Source organism: Pseudoalteromonas prydzensis, assembly GCF_011050055.1.
Taxonomy (GTDB): domain Bacteria; phylum Pseudomonadota; class Gammaproteobacteria; order Enterobacterales; family Alteromonadaceae; genus Pseudoalteromonas; species Pseudoalteromonas prydzensis_A.
Genome location: NZ_DRGM01000085.1, coordinates 1 through 22,782, shown reverse-complemented (window position 1 = coordinate 22,782; position 22,782 = coordinate 1). Strand labels below are relative to the sequence as shown.

The following is a 22,782-nucleotide window of genomic DNA, read 5'->3' as shown; positions in this document are numbered from 1 at the left end:
TTAAATCACCTCGGCAGTATCAGCGGGTACAGCGCTGGTATTCTCAGCGTGTGCATCTTGGCGCGCTTGCGAATACGAGATAATTTCGCCATCGAGTAGTTTAAGCTGGGTTTTTGCGCGTCCTGCGTAACGTAAATCATGGGTTACCATGCAAATAGTGGTGCCTTTTTGATTCAGTGCATCAAGTAAGTCCATCACTGCATCGCCATTTTTAGAGTCAAGATTACCGGTTGGCTCATCGACCAGTAAAATGCTTGGCTTACCGGCAAGAGCGCGGGCAATAGCAATACGCTGTTGTTGACCACCAGAGAGCTGATTCGGTTTATGTTGAGCGCGGTGGCCCATTTCAACCTCATCAAGAGCATGCTTTACTGCGTTTTGCATATCAGCTTGGCTCATAGCAGGCTCGCGATAGGTTAGCGGCAGCGCTACATTATCAAACACTGAGAGTTCATCAATTAAATTAAATGACTGAAAAATAAAGCCAATATGTAAGTTACGCAGCTCTGCCTGTTGGTCCATATCGAGGGTTTTGGTATCGACGTTTTTAATAAAATATTGCCCCTCGGTAGGGCTGTCTAGCAAGCCAAGTAAAGATAACAGCGTTGATTTACCACAACCTGATGGGCCACTAATGCAAATATAATCGCCTTGGTTGATGCTCAGGTCGATATTTTTTAAGGCGTAGGTTTCAACATTCTGGCTGCGATAAACCTTGGCGATATTGTTTAATGAGATAAGTGTATTGGTGTTCATAAACTTTCCTGTGCTATTTTTATAGTTGCCAAATGCTGCCATTTAGAGAGATCTGAAATGATCAGCTGTTCACCCACCTTAGCGCCGCTCAGCAGTTGAATTTTGTTATCACTGAGTGTACCAAATTCAATTTGCGTGGGGTGTGCTAAATGGGTAGTCGGGTTGAGTTTAAAAAGCGTAGCGTCAGTATCAGCTTGCGCTTTGCTGGGTAAGTTAATGGTTAGTGCATTGGGTATAACGTGGCTTATTACATAGCCTTCAATACTTAAATCGGGGCGTGCATTAGCTGGCAACGAACCTGTTAAATCAAGCTCTATCATCACGCGGCCATCAGTGACGATAGGGTCAATACGGCTGACAGTTGCGATTACTTCGCTACTCTTACCCGCGCTAAACGTGTTTACTCTTGCTGGCATATTTAAAGCTATTTTTTCTGCATCGCTTTGTTGCACACTAAGTTCAGCCTTGAGGGCAGTATCTGAGCCTACTATGGCGAGGCGTGTACCCGGTGTCAGGTTTTGACCAAGCTCAACATTCAGCTCTTGCAGCATGCCGTCAATGCCTGCGGTGATTTGTAAATCATCAAAGGCTTGTTGTTGCACTTGAAAGTTTAATGCAAATTGGCTTAACAGTTCTTGCTGGATTTTGCTGCGCTGATGGTGCATATCGGCTAATTGGACTAAACGTTGTTGTTCAATTTCAATGCGTTGCTCTAGCTGTTTAACGGTTAATAAACTGCGTTTGTAATCAAGACTGGAAACAATGCCTTGCTCAATTAATTTACTTTCGGCATCACTACGCAGTTGGGCACTTTCAAGCTCGCTTTTTAAAATAGTCAGGCTTGCTTGGCGCTCTAATAGCTGACTTTTGTGATTGATTATTTGTTCGTTAGCGCTGGCTTTTTGTCTTGCTAATTCGAGCCGTGCGACTGATAAACGCTGCGCTTGCAGTGGATTTACCAGAGTTAAAATAACCGTGTCTTTATTGACGCGGGTGCCGGGGTATACATGAATAGCTTCGACCATGGCGCTATCGGTATTGGTTAAATAACGCTGATACTTTGATTTTAAACGGCCAAAGCCACGTATTTTTATTACAAAATCAGCTTGAGTTACGGTGGCTATTTGCAGTTGATTAGCCGCCAATGTGTGCGGTGAAAACCATTGCAGTAAAGCGAAGATGATTAGCATACAGCCAGCGAGTACTAAGCCAATAATGAGTTTTTTAGGTGATATTGGTTTATTACGACGTTTTAGAGTGCTGTCTATATCCATGGTATTGGTCATTGGCTTTTAAAATAGTTAAGGAGGCTAAAGCGAGTAATGTGCCAATATTAAATGTATGAAATAAAAGCTATTTATTTTTTTGTTGTTGATGAAACTTCCCATTAATGGGAAGCCACAACAATAGCGGGAAACTTAACTGCTATATCAAAGCCACCCATTTGTTGGAGAAGTACTTGCGATTATTTTATTTGGAAAAACAATCTTAGCGGTCTACCTTTTAAAGACAGGTGTATGTTTGGTTGCTGGGCTGCAAGTAATTTTTCCAATTTTGTCGGGTTATGTTTTACATAACTTTCATTCACAACAAAAGCTCAATAACTTACGGTTTCAACTTTCTGACTGATAGGTAGCCTATGATAAAGCTAGTTGTTTGCTATTGCTTACTGTTTAGTTACTCACTATTTGCACAGTGTAATACGACGGTAAAAATAGCGGTTATAAACAATTCTCCCCCTTATAGCTACCTACAAGACAACCGCTATGAGGGAATCGACGTTGATATAGCCCGCAAAGTATTACAAGCCGTGGGGGTCTGCTTTGAATTTGTTGAAATGCCCAATGTAGAGCGTGCAAAGCGGTATTTAGCGATGGGAAGAATCAATATGATGATGGGCATTCAATACACGGATGCACAGAATCGCTCTGCTATTTACTCGTTAAGTTACAGAGATAATGTACAGCGGCTATTTATCAATAAGGCTGAGTTTTTAAAAAAGCATACTCTGATTGAATTACTAAAGTTGGAACCGTTAATTTTATTCGATACTGGCCAGTATGCAGGCCCTGAAATTGACTACCTCCGTTCTGAGCCTTCCTTTAGAGATAACTTTCAAAGTGTTGCAACTATGAGTCAGCGACTCGTGATGTTGAGCCGAGAACACGGTGATATCAGCATTGAAAATGAGTTAGCTGGTCAATACTTTATTCGTGAACAAAAATTAAGCACCATTCTAATGCATCCCTATTTAGTGCAACGAGATCCTGTGTTTTTTATTTTTAGCCGCAAAAATCCAATTTTAACAGAAGAGCAGCGCCAACAGTTAGACCTGTTGTTATTGGCTGAAACTGAAAAAATCACCACGGAAATAGAATAATACTAAATAACCAGAGTTCTGGTTAAGCATATCAACTTATTATTTTGTTCATATTGGCCATGGTTTTTATGGTTAAAAAGAGCGAAACAAACATCAATGAAACTTAACTTCTAAACATTTCGTTAATCAAGCGTTAACACTATGCTCGATGATAGATAGCAGATTGCAGTCGCTCATCTACTGACAACAAAATCATACACAGGTGTGGAGAAAATAATGAAAGCAAGTAACACACAATTGGCTTTGGCCATTGCAGCAGCGCTAGCAAGTACCTCAGCATTCGCAGCCACCGATACTGAAAAATTACAACAGCAACTGGATGAGCTACAAAAAGAAGTCGCTACGCTAAAGAGGTCTAGCGGCTTTAATTTAGAGTTTGGTGGTCGCGTTCAGCTTGACTACAACTATTTCAATGGCGCATATAACGCCGATAACAATGGCGATGCAGGTAGCGATTTCTTTCCGCGTCGTATCCGTACTTATGTTGAAAGTGAGCATGGTAACTGGGATCACAAGTTACTGCTTGAGTTTGCTGAAGGCACAGCAGAAATCGTGATGGCTCGCGTTCGTTATAATTTCGAGAATGGTCTAAAAATTAAAGCGGGTAAAATCCGTGAAGATATCACCTTAAATGGCTTAACCAGCTCTAAGCATACCAATACTATTGAGCGCAGTACGCTAGCCAATACTTTTTCGCCGTTCTTCCGTTGGGGGGTGTCGGCGTCTCAATACTTGAAAGACAGTGGGTTGCGTTATGCCGTTGGTGTTTATAAAAATGATGCCTTTGGTGCGACGGGTCATGACGAAGATGATCAACTAACACTCGCTGCAACGGGACGTGTTACTTGGTCAAAAGCAGCTCCTGGCGATGTGCTCCACTTAGGTGCGTGGCATTCATACCGTGATATGGGCGGTAACGAGCTAGGTGCGCGTTTTGCGCGTGGTGAAATACGTGAAGCCAACGTACGTCTTGTTGATTATGCGGTGGGTGGTAATGCAGTGGCATTAGATAGCTTGTCGCAAAGCGGTCTTGAGTTTGCGTATCAAGCCGATGCATTAACGCTAGAAGCAGAATACGCTAGCCGCACGCTCGATGCTGTTAATGGCGCCGACCCGCTTGATGGCGAGCGTTATGATGGTTTTCATGTTTCAGCGAGCTACTTTTTAGGTGGTGAGCAACGTCAATACAAAGCCGGTTCAGCCTTATTTGTACAGCCTAAAGGCATTAAAGATGCGTGGGAGCTTGTGGCACGAGTATCACAAATGGATGCAACAAGTAGCACCCAAGGCACCGAAGTAACAACCTACACCTTAGGTAGCAATTATTATTTAACCAGCAAAATCAAATTTATGGGTAACCTGATCTACAGCGATGTAGAGGCCCCAGGCGCAACTGCGTTAGTGGGTGATGAAGATTCAGGTATGGGCTTTAGTGCGCGTATGCAGTATTTATTTTAGGAGTAAATTGATATGAACTTAGTTAAAAAATCATTTAAATCTTTTAAAACTACAGTACTAGCTGCATCGCTAGTACTAAGCAGCCCATTTGCTATGGCTGACATTCACTTTTTAGTACCGGGCGGCCCTGGTGGCGGCTGGGACACCACAGCGCGTGGTGTTGGCGAGGGCTTAGTGAAATCAGGTATTGAGGACAATGCGTCATTTCAAAATATGTCGGGTGGCGGCGGTGGCCGTGCAATCGCTTATTTAATCGAGTCTGGCACTAAGAAAGGTGACATTTTAATGGTTAACTCAACACCTATCGTGTTGCGGGCATTAACCGGTAAAATTCCTTACAGCTACCGTGATTTAACTCCAGTTGCCAGTATGATTGCTGACTACGGTGCGTTTGTAGTACGTAACGATTCGCCATTTAAAACCTGGCAGGATGTGATCGCAGCAATGAAAGCAGATCCAAGCTCTGTAAAAGTGGCTGGTGGCTCGGCACGTGGCAGCATGGATCACTTAGTTGCAGCGCAAGCAGTTAAAGCAGCGGGTATTGATGGTCGTCGTCTGCGCTATATTCCTTATGATGCAGGCGGTAAAGCAAAAGCGGGCTTGTTATCTGGTGAAGTTAACCTACTTTCAACGGGGCTAAGTGAAGCGCTAGAAGTTGCCAATGGTGGTCAAGCACGCATTTTAGCTGTGACCTCTGGTGAGGCACTCCCAGATTACCCACAAATTCCAACGTTGAAGTCACTTGGTTATGACATGGAGTTTGTAAATTGGCGTGGCTTTTTTGCCGCACCTAATTTACCAGCCGACAAACTTGCAGAATACACCGAGAAGCTACGTAAACTACAAACCACCCCAGAGTGGGAAGTGGTCCGTGCACGTAATGGTTGGTTAAATTTATTCCAAGAAAAAGATCAATTTATAAAGTCACTTGAGCAGCAAGAAGCACAGCTTAAAGTTGTTATGGAAGAACTCGGCTTTATTCGTACGTTACGTTAATCGAGGCTTTTATGTTGAATCGCGAACTACTAGGGCCAAGTTTATTCTTGGCGCTATTTACCCTCTACGCCATCGTTGCATGGCAGATTCCGTTACTCCCATTTGAAGAGTATGAAACAGTGACCTCTGCTACTTTACCTAAGGTATATGCAGCATTTGGTATTATTGTTTGCTTACTTTCAATCGGGGCTACTTTACTTAAACCAACAGAAAAAACAGCTGCAGATGATGTACTTGAAAAATCAAATGTACTAAGAACATTTGGCTTGCTGATATTGATGGTGGTTTATAGCGCAGCGCTTGAGCCAATTGGCTTTTTAATATCAACCAGTGTGTTTTTATTAGTTGGCTTTTTTGTTATGGGAGAGCGTCGCAAGAGCATTTTATTGTTGGCTTCTATTCCTGTTGCTGTGGTGTTTTGGTTTTTAATGACCCAAGTACTCGGTATTTATTTGGTTCCTGGCAACCTGTGGAGTTAAGTTATGTTTGATGGAATTATGCTGGGTTTGTCGACCGTACTCGACTGGAACAATTTGTTGTATGTCATAGTGGGGTGTTTTGTTGGTACCTTTATCGGCATGCTGCCGGGTCTTGGGCCTATTACAGCAATAGCGTTAATGATCCCCATTACTTATAGCATCGGTGCCGATTCTGGCATGATCTTAATGGCTGGTGTTTATTACGGTGCGATTTTTGGTGGTTCAACATCATCTATCTTGATCAATGCCCCAGGGGTTGCCGGCACGGTTGCCTCTTCCTTTGATGGCTACCCGTTGGCTAAGCAAGGTCATGCTGGTAAAGCACTGGCGATTGCAGCTTATTCCTCCTTTATCGGCGGAACAGTTGGCGCTATTTTATTGATGGTTGCTGCGCCTTTATTGGCAAAAGTATCACTGAGTTTTCAATCTCCTGATTATGTAGTACTGATGTTTTTAGGCTTAACAGCGATTGCTGCTTTTTCGAATAAAGGCCAGTTTTTAAAAGCCATGATGATGACAGTGTTCGGCTTAATGCTAGCCACTGTAGGTATTGATCCATCATCAGGCACAGAGCGTTTTACCTTCGGCCAAGCAGATTTACTTGATGGTATTAGTTTCTTATTAGTGGCAATGGCAACCTTTGCATTAGCAGAGGCGCTAATCAACGTGGTGCGCCCAGAGAAAAAAGAAATCAAGAGCATCAATGATTCAGACACCCCACAAATTGGCTCAACTAAATTGACCAAGGCAGAAATAAAAGAGATGGCACCTACAGTAGGCCGTTCATCAATTCTTGGTTTTATCATCGGCGTATTACCTGGTGCGGGCGCAACTATTGCCAGCTTTATGGCGTATGCTACAGAGCGTAATTTAGCGCCTAAAGGCTTAAAAGAGAAGTTTGGTAAAGGTTCATTACGCGGCTTAGCGGCACCAGAGTCAGCTAATAACGCAGCCTGTACCGGTTCTTTTGTACCATTGTTAACTTTGGGTATCCCGGGTTCTGGCACTACCGCCATTATGTTGGGGGCATTAATTGCTTATGGTATTCAACCAGGACCAATGTTAATGCAAGAAAACCCCAGTGTATTTTGGTCTGTTATTGTTAGTATGTATTTTGGTAACATCGTATTACTTATTTTAAACCTACCTTTGATACCGTATTTTGCAAAAGTATTGGCGATGCCAAAATCAGTATTAACCATTATGATTTTGTTCTTCAGCTTAATTGGCGTGTATTTAGTCTCTTTTAATACTTTTGATTTATTTATGATGGTTGGTTTTGCTGTGGTGGCGCTGGTATTACGATTGCTGGCTTTCCCAATGGCACCTTTACTACTAGGCTTTATTTTAGGCGATATGATCGAGCGTAACTTCCGCCGTTCAATGATGATCTCTGATGGTTCATTAAGTTTCTTATGGGAACGCCCACTAACATTGAGTATTTTTGTTATCTCATTATTAGTGTTGTTATTTCCATTAAAAGACTTTATAACTCAGCGCCGTGCCGATAAAGCCGCAGTTAAAGCGAAGCAAGAGCATGCGTAATTGAGCTTAAAGCTGAGGTAACTAATGATTGACACCAAGAAGCAAAATCCGTTGCAAAACATAGTTAAAAAGCCCAAGCGTTTAGAAACGCGGTTAATAATTTGGGTGACGGGGCTATGTGTATTACAAGCAGTGTTATTTGGCGGCTTGGTGTATCAAATTACTGTGCAAAGTTTGCATAATCACATTGGTGATAAAGCACTTGCTGTGGCAACCAGTATCGCATCAAGCGATGATGTTGTTAAAGCATTAAAAAACCCCAGTAACTTGGTGGTAATTAACCAAGAAATAGAAAATCTGCGTCAGCTTACTGGCGCAGATTTTATTGTTATTGGCGATCAAAATGCCCATCGAATTGTTCATCCCGATAGCAATAAACTGGGCAAACGAATGGTGGGTGGTGATAGTCAAGCCGCGCTGCGAGGTGAGCGTTATATCTCAGTGGCACAGGGTAGCTTAGGTGAATCCATTCGCGGTAAAGTGCCAGTATACGATGAGCAACAAAATATTATTGGTTTAGTCTCGGTGGGCTTTTTAGTGCAATCGATTGAGCCGTTGATCCGTGCGCGGATTGTTGAAATTATGATTTGGGGTTTGCTGTTAGTTGTTTTGAGTATTATAGCCGCTATTTTTATTGGTCAGCGAGTACGAAATGCTATTTTTGGTTTGCAACCCGACGAAATTGCGAGGTTGTTTTCAGAGCAAGACGCTATTTTAAATACCATGCGCAGTGGTGTTATTGCACTTGATCCTGATGGCCGAGTACGCAAACTGACCCAACGCGCCTGCGAAATTTTAGATAAACCGGTTGCCTGTATTAATCAGTCATTAACTCTGAAGGATTTATTGCCTGAGCATGCTGAGTTTTTACTGCGCAACCAGCGCCGTAAAATGGTCGGCTTTGAGCTGTTTGCTGCGGATAAACGCTTGGTACTCTCGCGTTTTTCATTGCAAGTACAAGGGCAGGCGGATGGTATTTTACTTACTCTGCGCCCAGCCGATGAGCTGGAATATTTAAGCCAGCAGCTGACCAAAGTGCAAGCATTTGCTGAGCTGTTAAGAGTGCAAACCCATGACTATTCGAACAAGCTCAACTTAATTGGCGCACTTATTCAAATGGGCAAAAATGAGCAGGCAATCGAATTAATCGGTCAAGAAAGCCAAGGTTCACAAGCACAAATTCACCATTTGTTAGAGCGTATCCAAGATCCTGTGTTAGCTGGTTTGTTGGTAGGTAAATACCATAAAGCCCGCGAGTTAAACGTGGTATTAGAATTAAATCCAGAAAGTTTACTCGGTGCCATCGCACGTACTGAAATGTTAGAGCGCGTAGTATCAATCTTAGGCAACTTAATCGATAACGCCATTGATGCGGCGATCAGAGCCAGTAAAGAGCGAGAACCTCATGTACGAGTCACGGTTGATGAAACGAGTCAAACCTTATTGTTTGATGTCGAAGACAGTGGCTTTGGCTTGGGGAGCGACCACGAGGTGATTTTTACCCCACAATATAGTTCTAAAAGCGGTGCAGAACATGGTATTGGTTTATATTTAGTGAAAACTAACTTAGATTCCTGTGGTGGTAGTTTAGAAATTGGTGAGTCAGATTTACAAGGCGCGCGATTAAGTGTCTATATCCCAAAATAACAGCCTGTAATGTGGGTAATAAGCAGTGGCCAAGCAAACAACAATAAAAGTAAATGGGCTAACATTGCAACGCTAAAAATGAGTAATAAAAAATGACATATTCAGTAGTGATCATCGAAGATGAGCTCGAAGTTGCACAGCTTCTTGCTCAATACCTGCTTTTACCGAATGGCGTTGCGGGGCATCAAACTGCGCGGCAAAGCTTGCGTCAAAGTCAGTATCAGGTTGTGGGTATTGCAGCAAACCTCAGTACTGCTACCGCGCTATTACAGGCGATAGAGCCAGATTTGATCTTGCTTGATATTCATCTACCAGATGGCAATGGCCTTGAGTTATTAACCGACTTACGCAGGCGCTCAATTAAAAGTGAAGTGATGCTACTGACCGCTGCCAAAGAAGTCGAAACCCTTGAAAAGGCCATGCAGCTAGGCGCCTGCGACTTTTTGGTTAAACCGCTCATGCTTAATCGACTTGATCAAGCGCTAGCACGTTTTGAGTCACGCCAGCAGTGTTTCTCGGATGCGAATGAAGTGACGCAATCTATGGTAGATACGTTATTTGGCTCAAGCGAACAAAGTAAAGCACCGGTTAGACTGCCGAAAGGGGTTGATCAGCTTACTTTAAAAAAGATTATTGATGCCTTTAAAGAGCACAAAAAAACGCCCTTTACCGCACAGCAAATGGGTGATTTAGTTGGGGTAAGTCGCTCGACGGCTCGCCGCTATCTAGAGTATTTACTAGAGGCAGAGCAAGTCAGTGCCGACCAAAGCTATGGCAGCATAGGTCGGCCAGAACGTTGCTATAAAATGACTTAGTTATTTGGCAAAGCGCTTAAGTTTATCTCCGGCGCTTGACTAACTGGGCGTTCAAACTCGCTATGTAGTTTTGTTGGACCAGTAAAAAAGCCAGTGTTGCGTAAGTAAAATCCGCTACCTTCACTACCACCTTGATAATCCATTCGCGCCTGTTTAGCTGCTGTTGCATCATAGCTAAATATTGCTTTATTAAGCGCATGCCATTGACCTTGAGTATCTCTGAGCCACTGATTACTGTATCGCGCTTTGCGTTCATATTGACCTGCATCAGGGATAAAGTTTTCTAAAAAACTATGCGGTCGTGCTACATAGGTACTGGTGCTTGGGCGTCTAAATGAGGCAATGAACAGCCACTTTGCGGCGATAGGATCATAAAAATAAGCACTGTAATCGGTATGATTAGCAAGGTTTTCAGTCGGGTTTACTTTCAGTAAAAAACGGTAGGTTTGCTCTGCTTGCCAAGGGAATACTAAATAACTTTGCCCGCCAGAACCTTCATTACCAAATTTACCAGTGTATACATTGTTACCTTTCGCTAATTGTTGAATCCTCATTTCCACAGGGATAGCAGCAGGATCATCGGTTTGAAAAGGGCTCCATACTGAAAATAATATCCGGCGCTCAGTGGCAGAGTTTACTTGCATACCAAAGTAACCTTCAGCAAAGCCATTGGCCATAAAATACGAGCCTTGACGATCATAGCCTTGTGGTACCGTGAGTTCTGAATAGAACCATTGATAGTTTTTAGTCGTATCAGGTATGGGGTAGTTTAGATGCACAGAAGGCCCGCGACGACCCCAATAAATATCATCTTTTACATACAAAGGTGCCGCCGAATCTTTATCTAGCGTGACAATAAGCCCTTGAATATCAGCAAAGGTGTCAGCTGTTTTAGCAATACCGGTAAGTTGTAACTGTTGGTAGCCGATTTGATCTGGTAGAAACTCGCCAAGCTCGATATCTTGAAATTGCTGATTAGTGAGCGTGATCATCTGGCTTTGTTGATTAAAATCGACTTTAAGTTGGCTGCGATCGCCAGTAACTTTTACCCGCAACTTTAAATTAAAAGCAGCTGTTGTTGGCAGATAAAAGTAGTGATTGACTAATACTGTAGAGTCTTGCCAGTGCGTAATACCAAGGTCGCTAATCAGTTTTTTATTTGCTGCAATGCTATGGCTAGTGGCACTATTACCATAACTGGGAATAAAGTAATCCGTGGTTTGGTTTGCCGCTGCAAATGGCGAAAATGAAGTCCATATTAATGAACTAATAAATAGTAAAACTCTCATAGTGAGCTCCATAAAAAAGCGCCGACAAACGGCGCTAATATAAATTGCTATGCTTAAAATGATGCTGAAAAGCCAAGGCTAATCGAGCGGCCATAGCGTGCTAAGCGACGAATTTGCTCTTCCGTTTTGACATAGGACCACTGTCTTTCATTGGTTAAGTTGGTTACGCTTAAATCAACGCGCACTTTTTCTGTGATATTGTAGCTGGCACTGAAGTCGTATTGGCCGTAGTCTGCCGCCCATTCTGGGCCGCCCCAAGCATCAGGATAGACTAAGTAATCGTCGCGCCAGTTATAAGCAATACGGGTTTGATAATCACCTTTTTCATAATAAATAACCGCGTTATACGAGTGTTCAGACATCCCCACAAATGGCAGATCATTGAGTTCTTCATCGTCATAACTGCTGTCTGTGAAAGTATAGTTTATTTGTACACCCAGGCCATCAAATGGTGCTGGCAGTATTTCGTCAAAAGACTGTTGATAAGCTGTTTCAAAGCCTAAAATAGTTGCGCCTTTTTCCGATGTTGGTGAAATTTTCGTAAAAATAGGACCTTCTACTGCGACCCCATCTTTAAAGTAATTCCCCACTTGTGCAGTGCCTACTCGTCCGCGCGCTATCACAGATTCAATGTCTTTATAGTAAGCAGCAAAGGTTAGCGCACCATAGTCTGAGAAGTACCATTCGATGGTTGTATCTATTTGATTGGCTCTCAGTGGTTTAATCCCTGGGTTTGAGGCATGGTATTCGGCATTATTAAAATCTAAATAACTATACGGTGATAAGTAGCCAAGATTTGGGCGTGTGATTACTTTAGCTGCACTAAAACGATAGAGTAAGTCATCACGCAAATTTAATTTAAAGTTTAAGCTTGGTAGTACGTCGGTGTAGCTCTCTTCCGTGGTCGAGCGGGTATAGTAATCTTCAATTTCGCCATCAACACGGTAGCTTAGTACGCCATCTTTTTCGGTTACATTGTAGCGCACGTTATCAACATCAAACGTATAGCCATCAGAAGAAACATCAGTTTGGATCACCCTTACGCCCATGTTAAGCGCAAAAGGCAGCTTGCCTAAATCACCTTGCAGATTCGTTTCAATAAAAGCGGCTAAGGTTTGCTCTGTCAGGGCAAAAGAATCATTAGGACTGTTTTTTGCAACAATTTTGTCTTGCGCTGCTTGCGCGTTTATTGACTCATAAAAAGCATACAGTTTATCGTAATCAAAACTTGCCCATGGATCTGGGTGTTTACCCGGTTCACCGTCTAAGAAATTATCAAAGTTTGCTGGTACGAGTACATCCGCAGGTAAGCGAAATAAGTTTAAGCCGCCAAGTTCTTCAACACTTGAGTCGTCAAAACTGTCGTATTCTGAGTTTTTAAAATAAGCGCCACCATTACTGAACATGGACGCATTTTTAGATTTAAAGACACTGCGTTCTTTGGTTTGTTTGCCGTAGTGTAGGCCAAATTGCACATCTTTCACGAGTTCAAAAGAGGGGATGTAAGTTGCTGCTAGGCGTATTTCTTCTATTTTGTCTTTCACATCGGTGCCGTAGTTGTAGCTGTAATGCGCACCAAAAGGTTGCTCGGCACTCAGTGCTGGGGTCATGGTCACATCTGGCAGCATGTTGCTACCGGTTTGGTCGATTGTGATGCCATCAACAAAGCCACGGGCCACAATAAAACGATTATTACCATTGCTGACATTTTTAGCTTGTGATTGTGAAATATCTAAATCAACCGTTAAGCTCTCTGTTGCATACCAAACGGTATTAAAACCCCACTGCCAGGTATCTGTATTACGAGGTACAGACACATTTAACAGCTCAGCCATGGCGCCATCAACTAGTTCTACATAATTAGCGTTACCGTCTTCATTGAACTTTACTTCCCCGATAGCGGGGATCCCCGGCGTCCAAGATTCATCATAGGTTACAAATGAAATTTGATATTGCTCACCATTGGTTTCGTATTGTGAGTACATGCTGTCAAAGTTAACATCCACACTGTCTGACGGGCGCCATTGCAATGCTAAACTTGCACCCAGTCGCTCCCGCGTATCTTGCCAATTTGAATAACGTACGTAGCCTGGAATAACTGACGGGTATGATTGCTCGTTATCTTCAAGCGTGCCGTTACCGTTACTGTCGATTGGGATGCGCACATCAACATTCTCGTCTGGATCATAAAAACCTTCACCTTCATAAGAGTCTGCTCGTTGTGTGCGCTCAGAATAAACGGCAGTGAAGAGCGCGCCAAAAGTATCATCCAAAAAGGTGTCGCTAATTAAAAACGAAGCTTGTGGGTTAATGTCGCCAGTGCGTTCTTCATAAATGCCTTTAGCGCTGCCTGATAAGGTAAAGCCATCTAAATCCAAAGGTTTGCGGGTTTTGATATTGATAACTGAGCCAATGCCGCCTTCTTGTGTTTTACTTTGTGGAGATTTGTATACTTCGAGGGATTGCACTATTTCGGGGGCGATTAAATCAAAATTAAAGTTCCGGCTAGAATGCTCTGATGCCATACGCCGGCCATTAACTGTGGTGACGTTGTAGTCACCCCCTAAACCGCGCACGGTAACATTTTGCCCCTCGCCACCGTTACGGGTAATGGCAATCCCTGTCATCCGTTGCAATGCCTCGGCAATGTTCTGATCTGGGAATTTACCAATATCTTCCGCAACGATAGCATCCATAACCCCCACAGCTTGTTGCTTTAAATACAGGGACTCTTTAATACTCGAGCGAACACCTCTGACTTCGATTACTTCGACTTGCTCTGCTTCGGCTTCTTTTGTTGTTTTTTTGTCTTCTTCAGCAGCCAGTGCAGTGCCATTGAAGATGGCACTCATGGACAAAAACAGGGTGGACAGTTTTAGTTGTGCTTTCATAATAGTTACCTGTATTTTACTTGTTGATGGTTGTTTTTTTATTGAGTTATTGCCACGCGTGTTGAGTGTATTTTTCTCCAACACGCGTGAGGTTAATTACGAAATAATGCCAAGTGGTTTAGCTTGCTGCCAAAGACCACGGGTGAAATCAGGGAAGTCTTTGCTGTTACTGCGATCGGCAACAGAATCAACAGAAAGCGGAAATACAGCCGACCATGCGGCAGCGTCATACACATCTTGATCAAGTGGTTCGCCATTGCGTAGGCAAAAAATAATCCGCCAAAACATCAAAAAGTCCATGCCGCCATGGCCGCCGTTACGCTCAGCCTCCGCGCCCATTTTTTGCCATAGCGGGTGATCGTATTTGTTATACCAATCAGCCATGTCGTAATCCCATTCGTGGTAGCTTTTACTGCCACCTTGCTCAAGGGCAATACGGTTAGGGAAACCTGCAAACACACCGTTAGTACCTTGAATTAAGTTATGACGAGAATAAGGGCGTGGAGTGGTGGTATCGTGTTGCACCATAATACTGCGACCTTTCACCGTTTTAATGATGCTGGTATTCATATCGCCAGCAATGTAGTTCAACTTGTTGCGACTATGATCTGCGGGGAATTCTTTTTTAGCGTACGCTGCACGCCCTAATGACGGTGAGCTCATTGACGTTATGTAGTCAAACCGATCGCCACGATTGATATTCATATATTGTGAAACTGGGCCTAAGCCATGCGTTGGGTATAAATTACCATCAACCGCCGCGTGCCAAGGTGTACGCCAAGAACCGGTTTTATGGTCAATTTCTTTCATTTGCCAGCGTAATTCATGGATATATGCGGCTTCACCGTGCAATAATTCACCAAAAATACCTTGGCGAACCATATTCAACACCATTAGTTCATCACGGCCATAACAGACATTTTCCAACATCATGCAGTTCTTTTGGGTGCGCTCAGAAGTGTTGACTAGTTGCCATGCTTCTTCAACGGTCACTGCTGCAGGCACTTCAACAAAAGCATGCTTACCACTTTCCATGGTATCCACGGCCATTGGTGTATGCCATTTCCATGGTGTTGAAATTATTACAATATCAATATCTTGGCGTTCTAGCATACGGCGATAATCATAGTCGTTTTTGCCGTAGGTATCGGGTTTTTTAAAACCTTTATCGACAACAATCTTCACCGCCCTGTCTACAACGGCCTGATGAGTATCACAAATTGCTTTGATTTCAACGCCATCTAAATGACAAAAATGCTTAACAGCACCAACACCACGCTCACCCACACCAATAAAGCCGACTCTGACTACAGCCATTTTAGGTACGGTTAAGCCAAGTGTTGAACGCCCTTGGGTTGCTGTTTTTAGCATCGAGTTGGCATTGGTTGTGGAGGTACATCCTAACGCTGCGCTGGTTGCTGCAATTGCGGCCATAGATTGAAGAAATCGTCTGCGGTTTAGATCGCCCATGATAGTGCCCTTATGTGTTGATTATTTGTAAATTTGTTTTCACAGGCTTTTATTTGTACACGCAAGGAAATAGCAATGCAAGATAAAAATCTTTCGTTTGCTTTCATCTGTTTCTGTGTTTAATTATTTATATATTTTAAATTGTTTTATTTCAATTGGTTATTTATCTATTTGGCGATTTGAGGTGAAATGTAAAAAAATTGAATTGAAAGTAAACGAAAGCTGCGTACAATGAATGAAAGTTAATTATGAAAGAGAGCGGGCATGCTTAACACTATCGAAAGACGACATGAAATTGTGCAATTGGTTTTCAAGCAAGAGCGTGTACAGGTTCCTGAGCTTGCTCAGTTGTTTGGTGTTTCAACGGTGACAATCCGGAACGACTTAAATGAGCTGGATGAAAAGGGCTTGTTGGTACGCTCCCGTGGTGGAGCGGTTGCCAGTAATCGGCTGACTCAAGAATTGTCATTAAAAGAAAAACATGATGCCAATCGCGGTATTAAAGAGCGCTTAGGTAAATTTGCCGCAAGCTTAATTAAAGATGGTGAATCGATCATTTTAGATTCTGGCACTACGACAGAAGAAGTCGCTAAAAACTTAACCAATCATCATGGTGTTGTGGTGATGACCAATGGCTTGAATGTCGCGCATTCGTTACTCAATGCCTCCTCTGTTGAAGTGCTAATGACGGGGGGCACATTACGTAAAAAGTCACTGTCTTTTTATGGTCGTCAAGCCGAACAACACTTGCAGCAATATCACTTTGATAAGTTGATTTTAGGCGTTGATGGTTTTGAGAAAGATATTGGCATTACTACGCATTTTGAGCTTGAAGCCTTGTTAAATCGAGTGATGTGCGAAGTGTCACGAGAGATCATTGTTGTCACCGATTCGAGTAAATTTAATCGTAAAGGGGTACATAAAATTATTTCTGCCAGTGAAGTAAATACAGTAGTGACGGACAGCGGCATTCCAGCCGATATTAAAACCGCCCTCGAAAATGCCGGTGTTCAGCTACACATAATTGACCTTTAATTTTCCATAGTAATTATACAAAGATTAACCAATATAGAGGCTTGCAATGACGATATTACAGCAATTAATCGCAGCGAATAAACGCGGCGAAAAACAGGGGATCTATGCCGTTTGTTCGGCTCATCCATTGGTGCTAGAAGCTGCCATATTGCAAGCCAAACAAGATAATAGTTATTTATTAATCGAAGCAACCGCTAATCAGGTCAATCAGTTTGGTGGTTATACGGGTATGTTGCCTGCGGATTTTATGGCATTTATTGAGCAGCTTGCGACAAAGCAAGAATTTGCGGTTGATAAGTTGATCCTTGGTGGTGACCATTTAGGTCCCGTGTGTTGGTGTGATGAGGACGCAGAACCTGCGATGCAAAAGGCTGAGCAGTTGATCGCCAGTTATGTCGGCGCAGGATTCAAAAAAATTCATTTAGATACCAGTATGCGCTGCGCCGATGATGAGCTTATTTTAGCCGATGAAACAGTTGCAACGCGTGCGGCGCAGCTGTGTGCGGTGGCTGAAAAAACCGCATTAGCTAGGTTTGGTCACAGTGACTTAGTTTATGTTGTTGGTACCGAAGTACCGCCGCCAGGTGGTGCCGATGAGCATATTGATACGCTTGCAGTCACAGAAACTGAGCATGTTGCAAGTACATTGGCGCTGCATCACGAAGCATTTTTACAGCTAGGCTTATCAGCTGCTTGGCAGCGCGTAGTTGGTTTAGTTGTGCAGCCTGGTGTGGAATTCGATAATACCCAAGTATTTGATTACGATAGCAGTAAAGCGCAGCAGCTAAAGCAATATATAAAGACCGTTGATGGCATTGCCTTTGAAGCACACTCCACCGATTATCAAACGGCCATCGCGTATCAACAATTAGTGAATGACCACTTTGCGATTTTAAAAGTGGGCCCAGAGCTTACCTTTGCTCTGCGCGAGGTATTATTTGCATTAAGCCATATTGAAGATGCGTTGTTAGACACCGAGCAATGCTCACATTTACGTACCGTTATTGATGCTGATATGCAGCAATTTCCGAAAAACTGGCAGCGTTTTTATCAGGTTGATAAATCAGTGCAACAGCTCTATCGTCGCTTTAGTTTTAGTGATCGCATTCGTTATTACTGGGGGCAACAAGGCAATCAAGCTGCCGTTGATAAGTTATTTAGTAACTTACAAAAACAACCAATCCCACTGCCGCTACTAAGTCAATATATGCCATTGCAGTACTTAGCTGTGCGTAATAATGGTTTAGAAAACAGCCCCAAATCTTTGGTACTTCATCACATCATGCAAGTAACCAGTCGCTACGCAGATGCGTGTTTCAAACAACAATAGACGTAAGTGAGGTAGTAATGTCTAGTTATTTAGCAATTGATGAAACCCTTTTAGAAGCTAAAAATAGTTTATGGACTGCAAAAGAAATTATGCAGCAGCCCGATTGTTGGCGAGCAACACTGGCGATAGTCAAAGCAGCACGAACCCAGCTAGATAGTTGGCTTGCGGGTGTATTAGATAAGCCAAATGCGCAAATTATTTTTACCGGTGCCGGTACTTCTGCGTATGTTGGAGAGGCGCTGGTTGGTTACTTAAATCAACAATTGGATATTACTTGTCGAAGTGTTAGCAGCACAGAGCTTGTTGCCTGCCCTGAGCAGTATTTACAGCCAAACAGGCCAACTTTATTAGTGTCGTTTGCACGCTCGGGTAATAGCCCTGAAAGTGTTGCCGCTGTTGATGTGGTGAATAACTATGTGACGCATTGCGCCCATCTGTTTATTACCTGTAACCGAGATGGCGCGCTTAATCAGCAAGCGGCACAGCATGAAAATTGCTTTTCGCTGTTAATGCCAGCGCAAACGCTCGATCAAAGCTTTGCAATGACCAGTAGTTTTACTTCGATGCTGATCGCAAGTATTGCAGTGTTTAGTGATGCGGATGACGCTATTTTAAGCATTGCAGAGACGGTGGAAAAAAATATCCCTGCTAAATTAGCTAAGCTAAAAGAATTAGCTGAACTGCCTATGCATCGCTTGGTGTATTTAGGTGCAGGATCGTTAAAGGGTTATGCACAAGAATCAGCGTTAAAATTATTGGAATTAAGTGCGGGCCAAGTTATGGGATATTTTGAATCGCCACTTGGGTTTCGTCACGGCCCCAAATCATTGGTTGATGATAAAACCTTAATTGTTTTATTTGGCTCAACTAATAACTATACCAAGCAGTACGATAGTGATTTGTTGAATGAGTTACGTAGCGATAATAAGGCTATTGAAGTGCATGCCTTAGCGCTTCCAGATGACGCGCTGATGCAGCAATTAGACGATGTATTTAATGGCTTATATTATATGGTGTGCGCGCAAATCATCTCTTTTTATAAAGCATGGCAATTGGGCATTACGGTTGATAATCCGTGCCCAACCGGAGAGGTCAACCGGGTAGTGCAAGGGGTGACAATTTACCCGCTTAAGCAAGGTGATATTAATGACTAAGCAGTATATTTATGGCATTGATATTGGTGGCAGCAAAATTGAACTGGCGGTGTTTGACGCCACCTTAAAGCAGCTTGAATCATCGCGTATTGCGACCCCGCAAAATAGTTATCAAGATTTTTTAACTGCGCTAGTGGAGATGATTGTAAGTGCAGATCATAAATACCAGTGTCGCGGTGCGGTGGGGATTGGTATGCCTGGCATCGTCAACGCAAACCAACAAGTACTGTCGGCTAACGTGCCTCACGCAACAGGTAAAAATGCCGCGCAAGATTTAGCTAAGTTAATAAATCGCCCGGTTACTATTGAAAACGATTGTCGTTGTTTTGCCCTCTCTGAAGCGCGCAGCAGCGTTGGCTTGCAGCATACCCGGGTGTTCGGTGCAATTCTTGGTACAGGTGCCGGTGGTGGGCTATGCATTGACGGTAAATTGTATAAAAGCGCTCAAGGAATTGCCGGTGAATATGGCCACTATGCACTGTCTGCCGTGTTGCAGCAAAAGTATCAGTTGCCTATTTTAAAGTGCGGCTGTGGTTTAACTGGCTGTGTTGAAAGTTATATCGCAGGTCCAGGCTTAGCAAGAATTTACCAGCATTTTTCTGGCGAAGTATTAACTACTTTTGAGATTGTTGAAGGGCTCAGAAAAGGCGACGTATTTTGCCAACAAAGCTTTGCCTGTTATTTGGATTTGATTGGCAGTACGTTTGCGGCAATTATTATGGCTTATGATCCTGAAGTGATCGTGGTTGGTGGTGGTATGTCGTTGGTGAGCGAGTTAATGGATAAGCTTGAGGAAGCAATAACACCGTACGTTTTTACAGGTATTCGGGTGCCGAAAATAGTGCTTGCTGAATTTGGCGACGCCAGTGGTGCGCGCGGCGCGGCTATTTTAGCAAAACAGCAAGTTGGGGGATTGTCATGAGTGAGTCAGCATTTTATGTCAAGGCGGCTGCGATTTATTGTCAAGATCGGGTGCTCAAGGAGCACGTAATGCTGGTAGAAAAGGGCCGTATCAGTGCTTTTACCCAAACCCCGCAAGCTGATCTGCCTGTTTATGATTATGGCGATGCTGCAATTATTCCCGGCTTAATTGATTTACATATTCATGGTCGTGAAGGCTGTGATGTGATTGATTGTAAAATGAGTAGTATCGAAACTATCTCTTGCTCACTTGCAGAGCATGGCGTAACGGGTTTTTTAGCAACGACAGTGACCACCGATTGGCAACAAACACTTAATGCTATGAGTGTAATTGGTCAGGCATATGTACAGCAACCCAGTGGTGCACAGGTGCTTGGTGGTTATAGTGAGGGGTTGTTTTTCAGTGAAGTTCACAAAGGCGCGCACAATCAAGATTACTTTTTAGAGCTATCACAATCGCATTTAGAAGCGATGATTAATGCAGCCAATGGCAGCTTAAAAGTGGTTGCGTTGGCGCCAGAAAAGCCCGGAGCCAATGCGTTAATCAAGTTTCTTACCGAGCAAGGTATTAGAGTGATGTTGGGGCATTGTGATGCCAATTATGAACAAACTCAAAGCGCGCTTGAGCATGGTGCCTGCGGTGGGGTGCATGTTTTTAATGGCATGCGTGGCATTCATCATCGTGACCCTGGCTGTGCTGGTGCAGTATTAATGAATGATGACGCACTGGTTGAAGTGATTGCCGATGGCGTGCATCTTCACCCTGCGATTTTACAGTTAATTTATAAGCTAAAAGGCCCGCAAAAAATTGCTCTGATCAGTGATTGTATTAATGCTGGTGGTCTAAATGATGGTCAATATAAGCTGGGAAAAATGGATGTGTTTGTTGAAAATGGGGTCGCGAGAACAGCCTCGGGCTCTTTAGCTGGCAGTACATTAACCCTTGAACTGGCCGTAAAAAACATGCACCAACTAGGCAGTGTTGCGTTACTTGAAGCCATCAATATGGCCAGTATTGTACCCGCACAATTTTTAAATATTGCAGATGAAGTAGGCTCTTTAACAACCACTAAACACGCAAACTTTGCTATTTTAGATAGCAATTTTACTATTCAAGCGACCTATGTAAAAGGTCAAAGGTGCTTTTTGAGAACCGCTAATAATGGCTAAAGTGTTCAGTCACTAGCGTTAAAGACCATAGAAAGTAAAATATTATAAAATTGATTGCATTTTAAGCGACATGTATGGTGATGTTCGCTATAAGTAATGCTATACTCCCGCCGAATAATTTTTCGACTTTATTAAGAGTAAAATAATGGCAGATTTATCGAAGTACAGAAACATTGGTATTTTCGCGCACGTTGATGCGGGTAAAACCACGACTACTGAGCGTATCCTAAAGCTTACTGGTCAAATCCATAAAACTGGTGAGGTTCATGATGGTGAATCAACAACTGACTTCATGGAACAAGAAGCTGAGCGCGGTATTACTATCCAGTCTGCGGCTGTAAGCTGTTTCTGGAAAGATCACCGTTTTAACGTTATCGATACTCCTGGACACGTTGACTTCACAGTTGAAGTATACCGTTCATTAAAAGTACTTGATGGCGGCATCGGTGTATTCTGTGGTTCTGGTGGTGTTGAGCCACAATCAGAAACTAACTGGCGTTATGCTAACGAATCAGAAGTTGCACGTGTTATTTTCGTAAATAAATTAGACCGTATGGGTGCTGATTTTTACCGTGTAACAGAGCAAGTACGTAAAGTACTTGGCGCAAATCCATTAATCATGACGTTACCAATCGGTATCGAAGATGAGTTCTGTGGTGTTGTTGATGTTTTAACTAAAAAAGCATACATCTGGGACGAAACTGGTCTTCCAGAGAACTACACAATTGAAGACGTTCCAGCAGACATGGTAGACAAAGTTGACGAATACTATGAAATGCTTGTTGAAACTGCTCTAGAGCAAGACGACGAACTGCTTGAAGCGTATATGGAAGGTGAAGCGCCTTCTTTAGAAGATATCAAGCGTTGTATCCGTAAAGGTACTCGTGACCTTGCTTTCTTCCCTACATACTGTGGTTCTGCTTTCAAGAACAAAGGTATGCAATTAGTACTTGACGCTGTTGTTGACTACTTACCATCTCCTACAGAAGTTGATCCTCAACCGCTTATGGATGAAGAAGGTAACGAAAACGGCGAGTTTGCAGTTGTATCTGTAGATGAACCATTTAAAGCGTTAGCGTTCAAGATCATGGATGACCGTTTTGGTGCATTAACGTTCGTACGTATTTACTCAGGTAAACTTAATAAGGGTGACACTATCCTTAACGCGTTTACTGGTAAAACTGAGCGTGTTGGCCGTATGGTTGAGATGCAAGCAGACGACCGTAACGAATTAACTAGCGCACAAGCTGGTGACATCATTGCAATCGTAGGTATGAAAAACGTGCAAACTGGTCACACTCTATGTGATCCTAAGCACCCAGTAACACTTGAGCCAATGGTATTCCCAACTCCAGTAATCTCGATTGCTGTACAGCCTAAAGATAAAGGCGGTAATGAGAAAATGGGTGTTGCTATCGGTAAAATGGTTGCAGAAGATCCATCTTT

The 22,782-nt window shown here is 43.0% G+C and carries 18 protein-coding genes; 13 read left to right on the top strand and 5 right to left on the bottom strand.

Annotation, left to right across the window (positions count from 1 at the left end):
* Together ENH88_RS08220 and ENH88_RS08215 are read right to left on the bottom strand one after the other, a co-directional pair.
* Complete coding sequence (locus ENH88_RS08220; RefSeq protein WP_304181536.1) at nt 1-756, bottom strand: ABC transporter ATP-binding protein; 756 nt, start codon at nt 754-756, stop codon at nt 1-3.
* Nucleotides 753-2,030, bottom strand: a complete 1,278-nt coding sequence (locus ENH88_RS08215; protein WP_304181534.1) for an efflux RND transporter periplasmic adaptor subunit — start codon at nt 2,028-2,030, stop codon at nt 753-755. The genes ENH88_RS08220 and ENH88_RS08215 overlap by 4 nt, the downstream gene beginning before the upstream one ends.
* Nucleotides 2,031-2,395: 365 nt before the next feature.
* On the opposite strand from ENH88_RS08215, the gene ENH88_RS08210 reads away from it, so the two are divergent.
* The 7 genes from ENH88_RS08210 (at nt 2,396) to ENH88_RS08180 (ending at nt 10,076) form a co-directional block, all read left to right on the top strand.
* Nucleotides 2,396-3,136, top strand: a complete 741-nt coding sequence (locus ENH88_RS08210; protein ID WP_304181532.1) for a substrate-binding periplasmic protein — start codon at nt 2,396-2,398, stop codon at nt 3,134-3,136.
* A gap of 216 nt (nt 3,137-3,352) precedes the next feature.
* Nucleotides 3,353-4,594: an OprO/OprP family phosphate-selective porin gene (locus tag ENH88_RS08205; RefSeq protein WP_304181530.1), complete on the top strand. Its 1,242-nt coding sequence runs from the start codon at nt 3,353-3,355 to the stop codon at nt 4,592-4,594.
* Nucleotides 4,595-4,687: 93 nt separating this feature from the next.
* Entirely contained in the window at nt 4,688-5,590 is a 903-nt protein-coding gene (locus ENH88_RS08200) for a Bug family tripartite tricarboxylate transporter substrate binding protein (protein ID WP_304181546.1), read from the top strand.
* A gap of 11 nt (nt 5,591-5,601) precedes the next feature.
* Entirely contained in the window at nt 5,602-6,069 is a 468-nt protein-coding gene (locus ENH88_RS08195) for a tripartite tricarboxylate transporter TctB family protein (protein ID WP_304181528.1), read from the top strand.
* Between the two features lie 3 nt (nt 6,070-6,072).
* Complete coding sequence (locus ENH88_RS08190) at nt 6,073-7,614, top strand: tripartite tricarboxylate transporter permease (RefSeq protein ID WP_304181526.1); 1,542 nt, start codon at nt 6,073-6,075, stop codon at nt 7,612-7,614.
* 24 nt (nt 7,615-7,638) lie between these two features.
* Nucleotides 7,639-9,261, top strand: coding sequence for an ATP-binding protein (locus ENH88_RS08185; protein ID WP_304181525.1), 1,623 nt, complete (start codon nt 7,639-7,641; stop codon nt 9,259-9,261).
* A 92-nt stretch (nt 9,262-9,353) separates the two neighbouring features.
* The gene (locus tag ENH88_RS08180) at nt 9,354-10,076 is read left to right on the top strand and encodes a response regulator (protein ID WP_304181524.1); all 723 of its coding nucleotides are present in this window, start codon (nt 9,354-9,356) and stop codon (nt 10,074-10,076) included.
* Here ENH88_RS08180 and ENH88_RS08175 read toward each other — a convergent pair.
* The 3 genes from ENH88_RS08175 to ENH88_RS08165 form a co-directional block, all read right to left on the bottom strand.
* The gene (locus ENH88_RS08175) at nt 10,073-11,365 is read right to left on the bottom strand and encodes a DUF3472 domain-containing protein (protein ID WP_304181522.1); all 1,293 of its coding nucleotides are present in this window, start codon (nt 11,363-11,365) and stop codon (nt 10,073-10,075) included. The genes ENH88_RS08180 and ENH88_RS08175 overlap by 4 nt on opposite strands.
* Before the next feature lie 53 nt (nt 11,366-11,418).
* Nucleotides 11,419-14,256, bottom strand: a complete 2,838-nt coding sequence (locus ENH88_RS08170) for a TonB-dependent receptor (protein WP_304181520.1) — start codon at nt 14,254-14,256, stop codon at nt 11,419-11,421.
* A 96-nt stretch (nt 14,257-14,352) separates the two neighbouring features.
* The gene (locus tag ENH88_RS08165; RefSeq protein ID WP_304181518.1) at nt 14,353-15,726 is read right to left on the bottom strand and encodes a Gfo/Idh/MocA family protein; all 1,374 of its coding nucleotides are present in this window, start codon (nt 15,724-15,726) and stop codon (nt 14,353-14,355) included.
* 264 nt (nt 15,727-15,990) lie between these two features.
* On the opposite strand from ENH88_RS08165, the gene agaR reads away from it, so the two are divergent.
* The 6 genes from agaR to ENH88_RS08135 all read left to right on the top strand — a co-directional run.
* Nucleotides 15,991-16,761, top strand: a complete 771-nt coding sequence (gene agaR / locus ENH88_RS08160) for a transcriptional repressor AgaR (protein ID WP_064666770.1) — start codon at nt 15,991-15,993, stop codon at nt 16,759-16,761.
* A gap of 46 nt (nt 16,762-16,807) precedes the next feature.
* Nucleotides 16,808-18,091, top strand: a complete 1,284-nt coding sequence (locus ENH88_RS08155) for a D-tagatose-bisphosphate aldolase, class II, non-catalytic subunit (protein WP_304181515.1) — start codon at nt 16,808-16,810, stop codon at nt 18,089-18,091.
* Between the two features lie 17 nt (nt 18,092-18,108).
* Entirely contained in the window at nt 18,109-19,245 is a 1,137-nt protein-coding gene (locus ENH88_RS08150) for an SIS domain-containing protein (protein ID WP_304181514.1), read from the top strand.
* Entirely contained in the window at nt 19,238-20,167 is a 930-nt protein-coding gene (locus ENH88_RS08145; RefSeq protein WP_304181512.1) for an ROK family protein, read from the top strand. The genes ENH88_RS08150 and ENH88_RS08145 overlap by 8 nt, the downstream gene beginning before the upstream one ends.
* The gene (nagA, locus tag ENH88_RS08140) at nt 20,164-21,336 is read left to right on the top strand and encodes an N-acetylglucosamine-6-phosphate deacetylase (protein ID WP_304181510.1); all 1,173 of its coding nucleotides are present in this window, start codon (nt 20,164-20,166) and stop codon (nt 21,334-21,336) included. Before ENH88_RS08145 ends, nagA begins: the two co-directional genes overlap by 4 nt.
* Before the next feature lie 145 nt (nt 21,337-21,481).
* The coding region (locus ENH88_RS08135) for an elongation factor G (RefSeq protein ID WP_304181509.1) at nt 21,482-22,782 on the top strand (1,301 nt) is incomplete at its 3' end.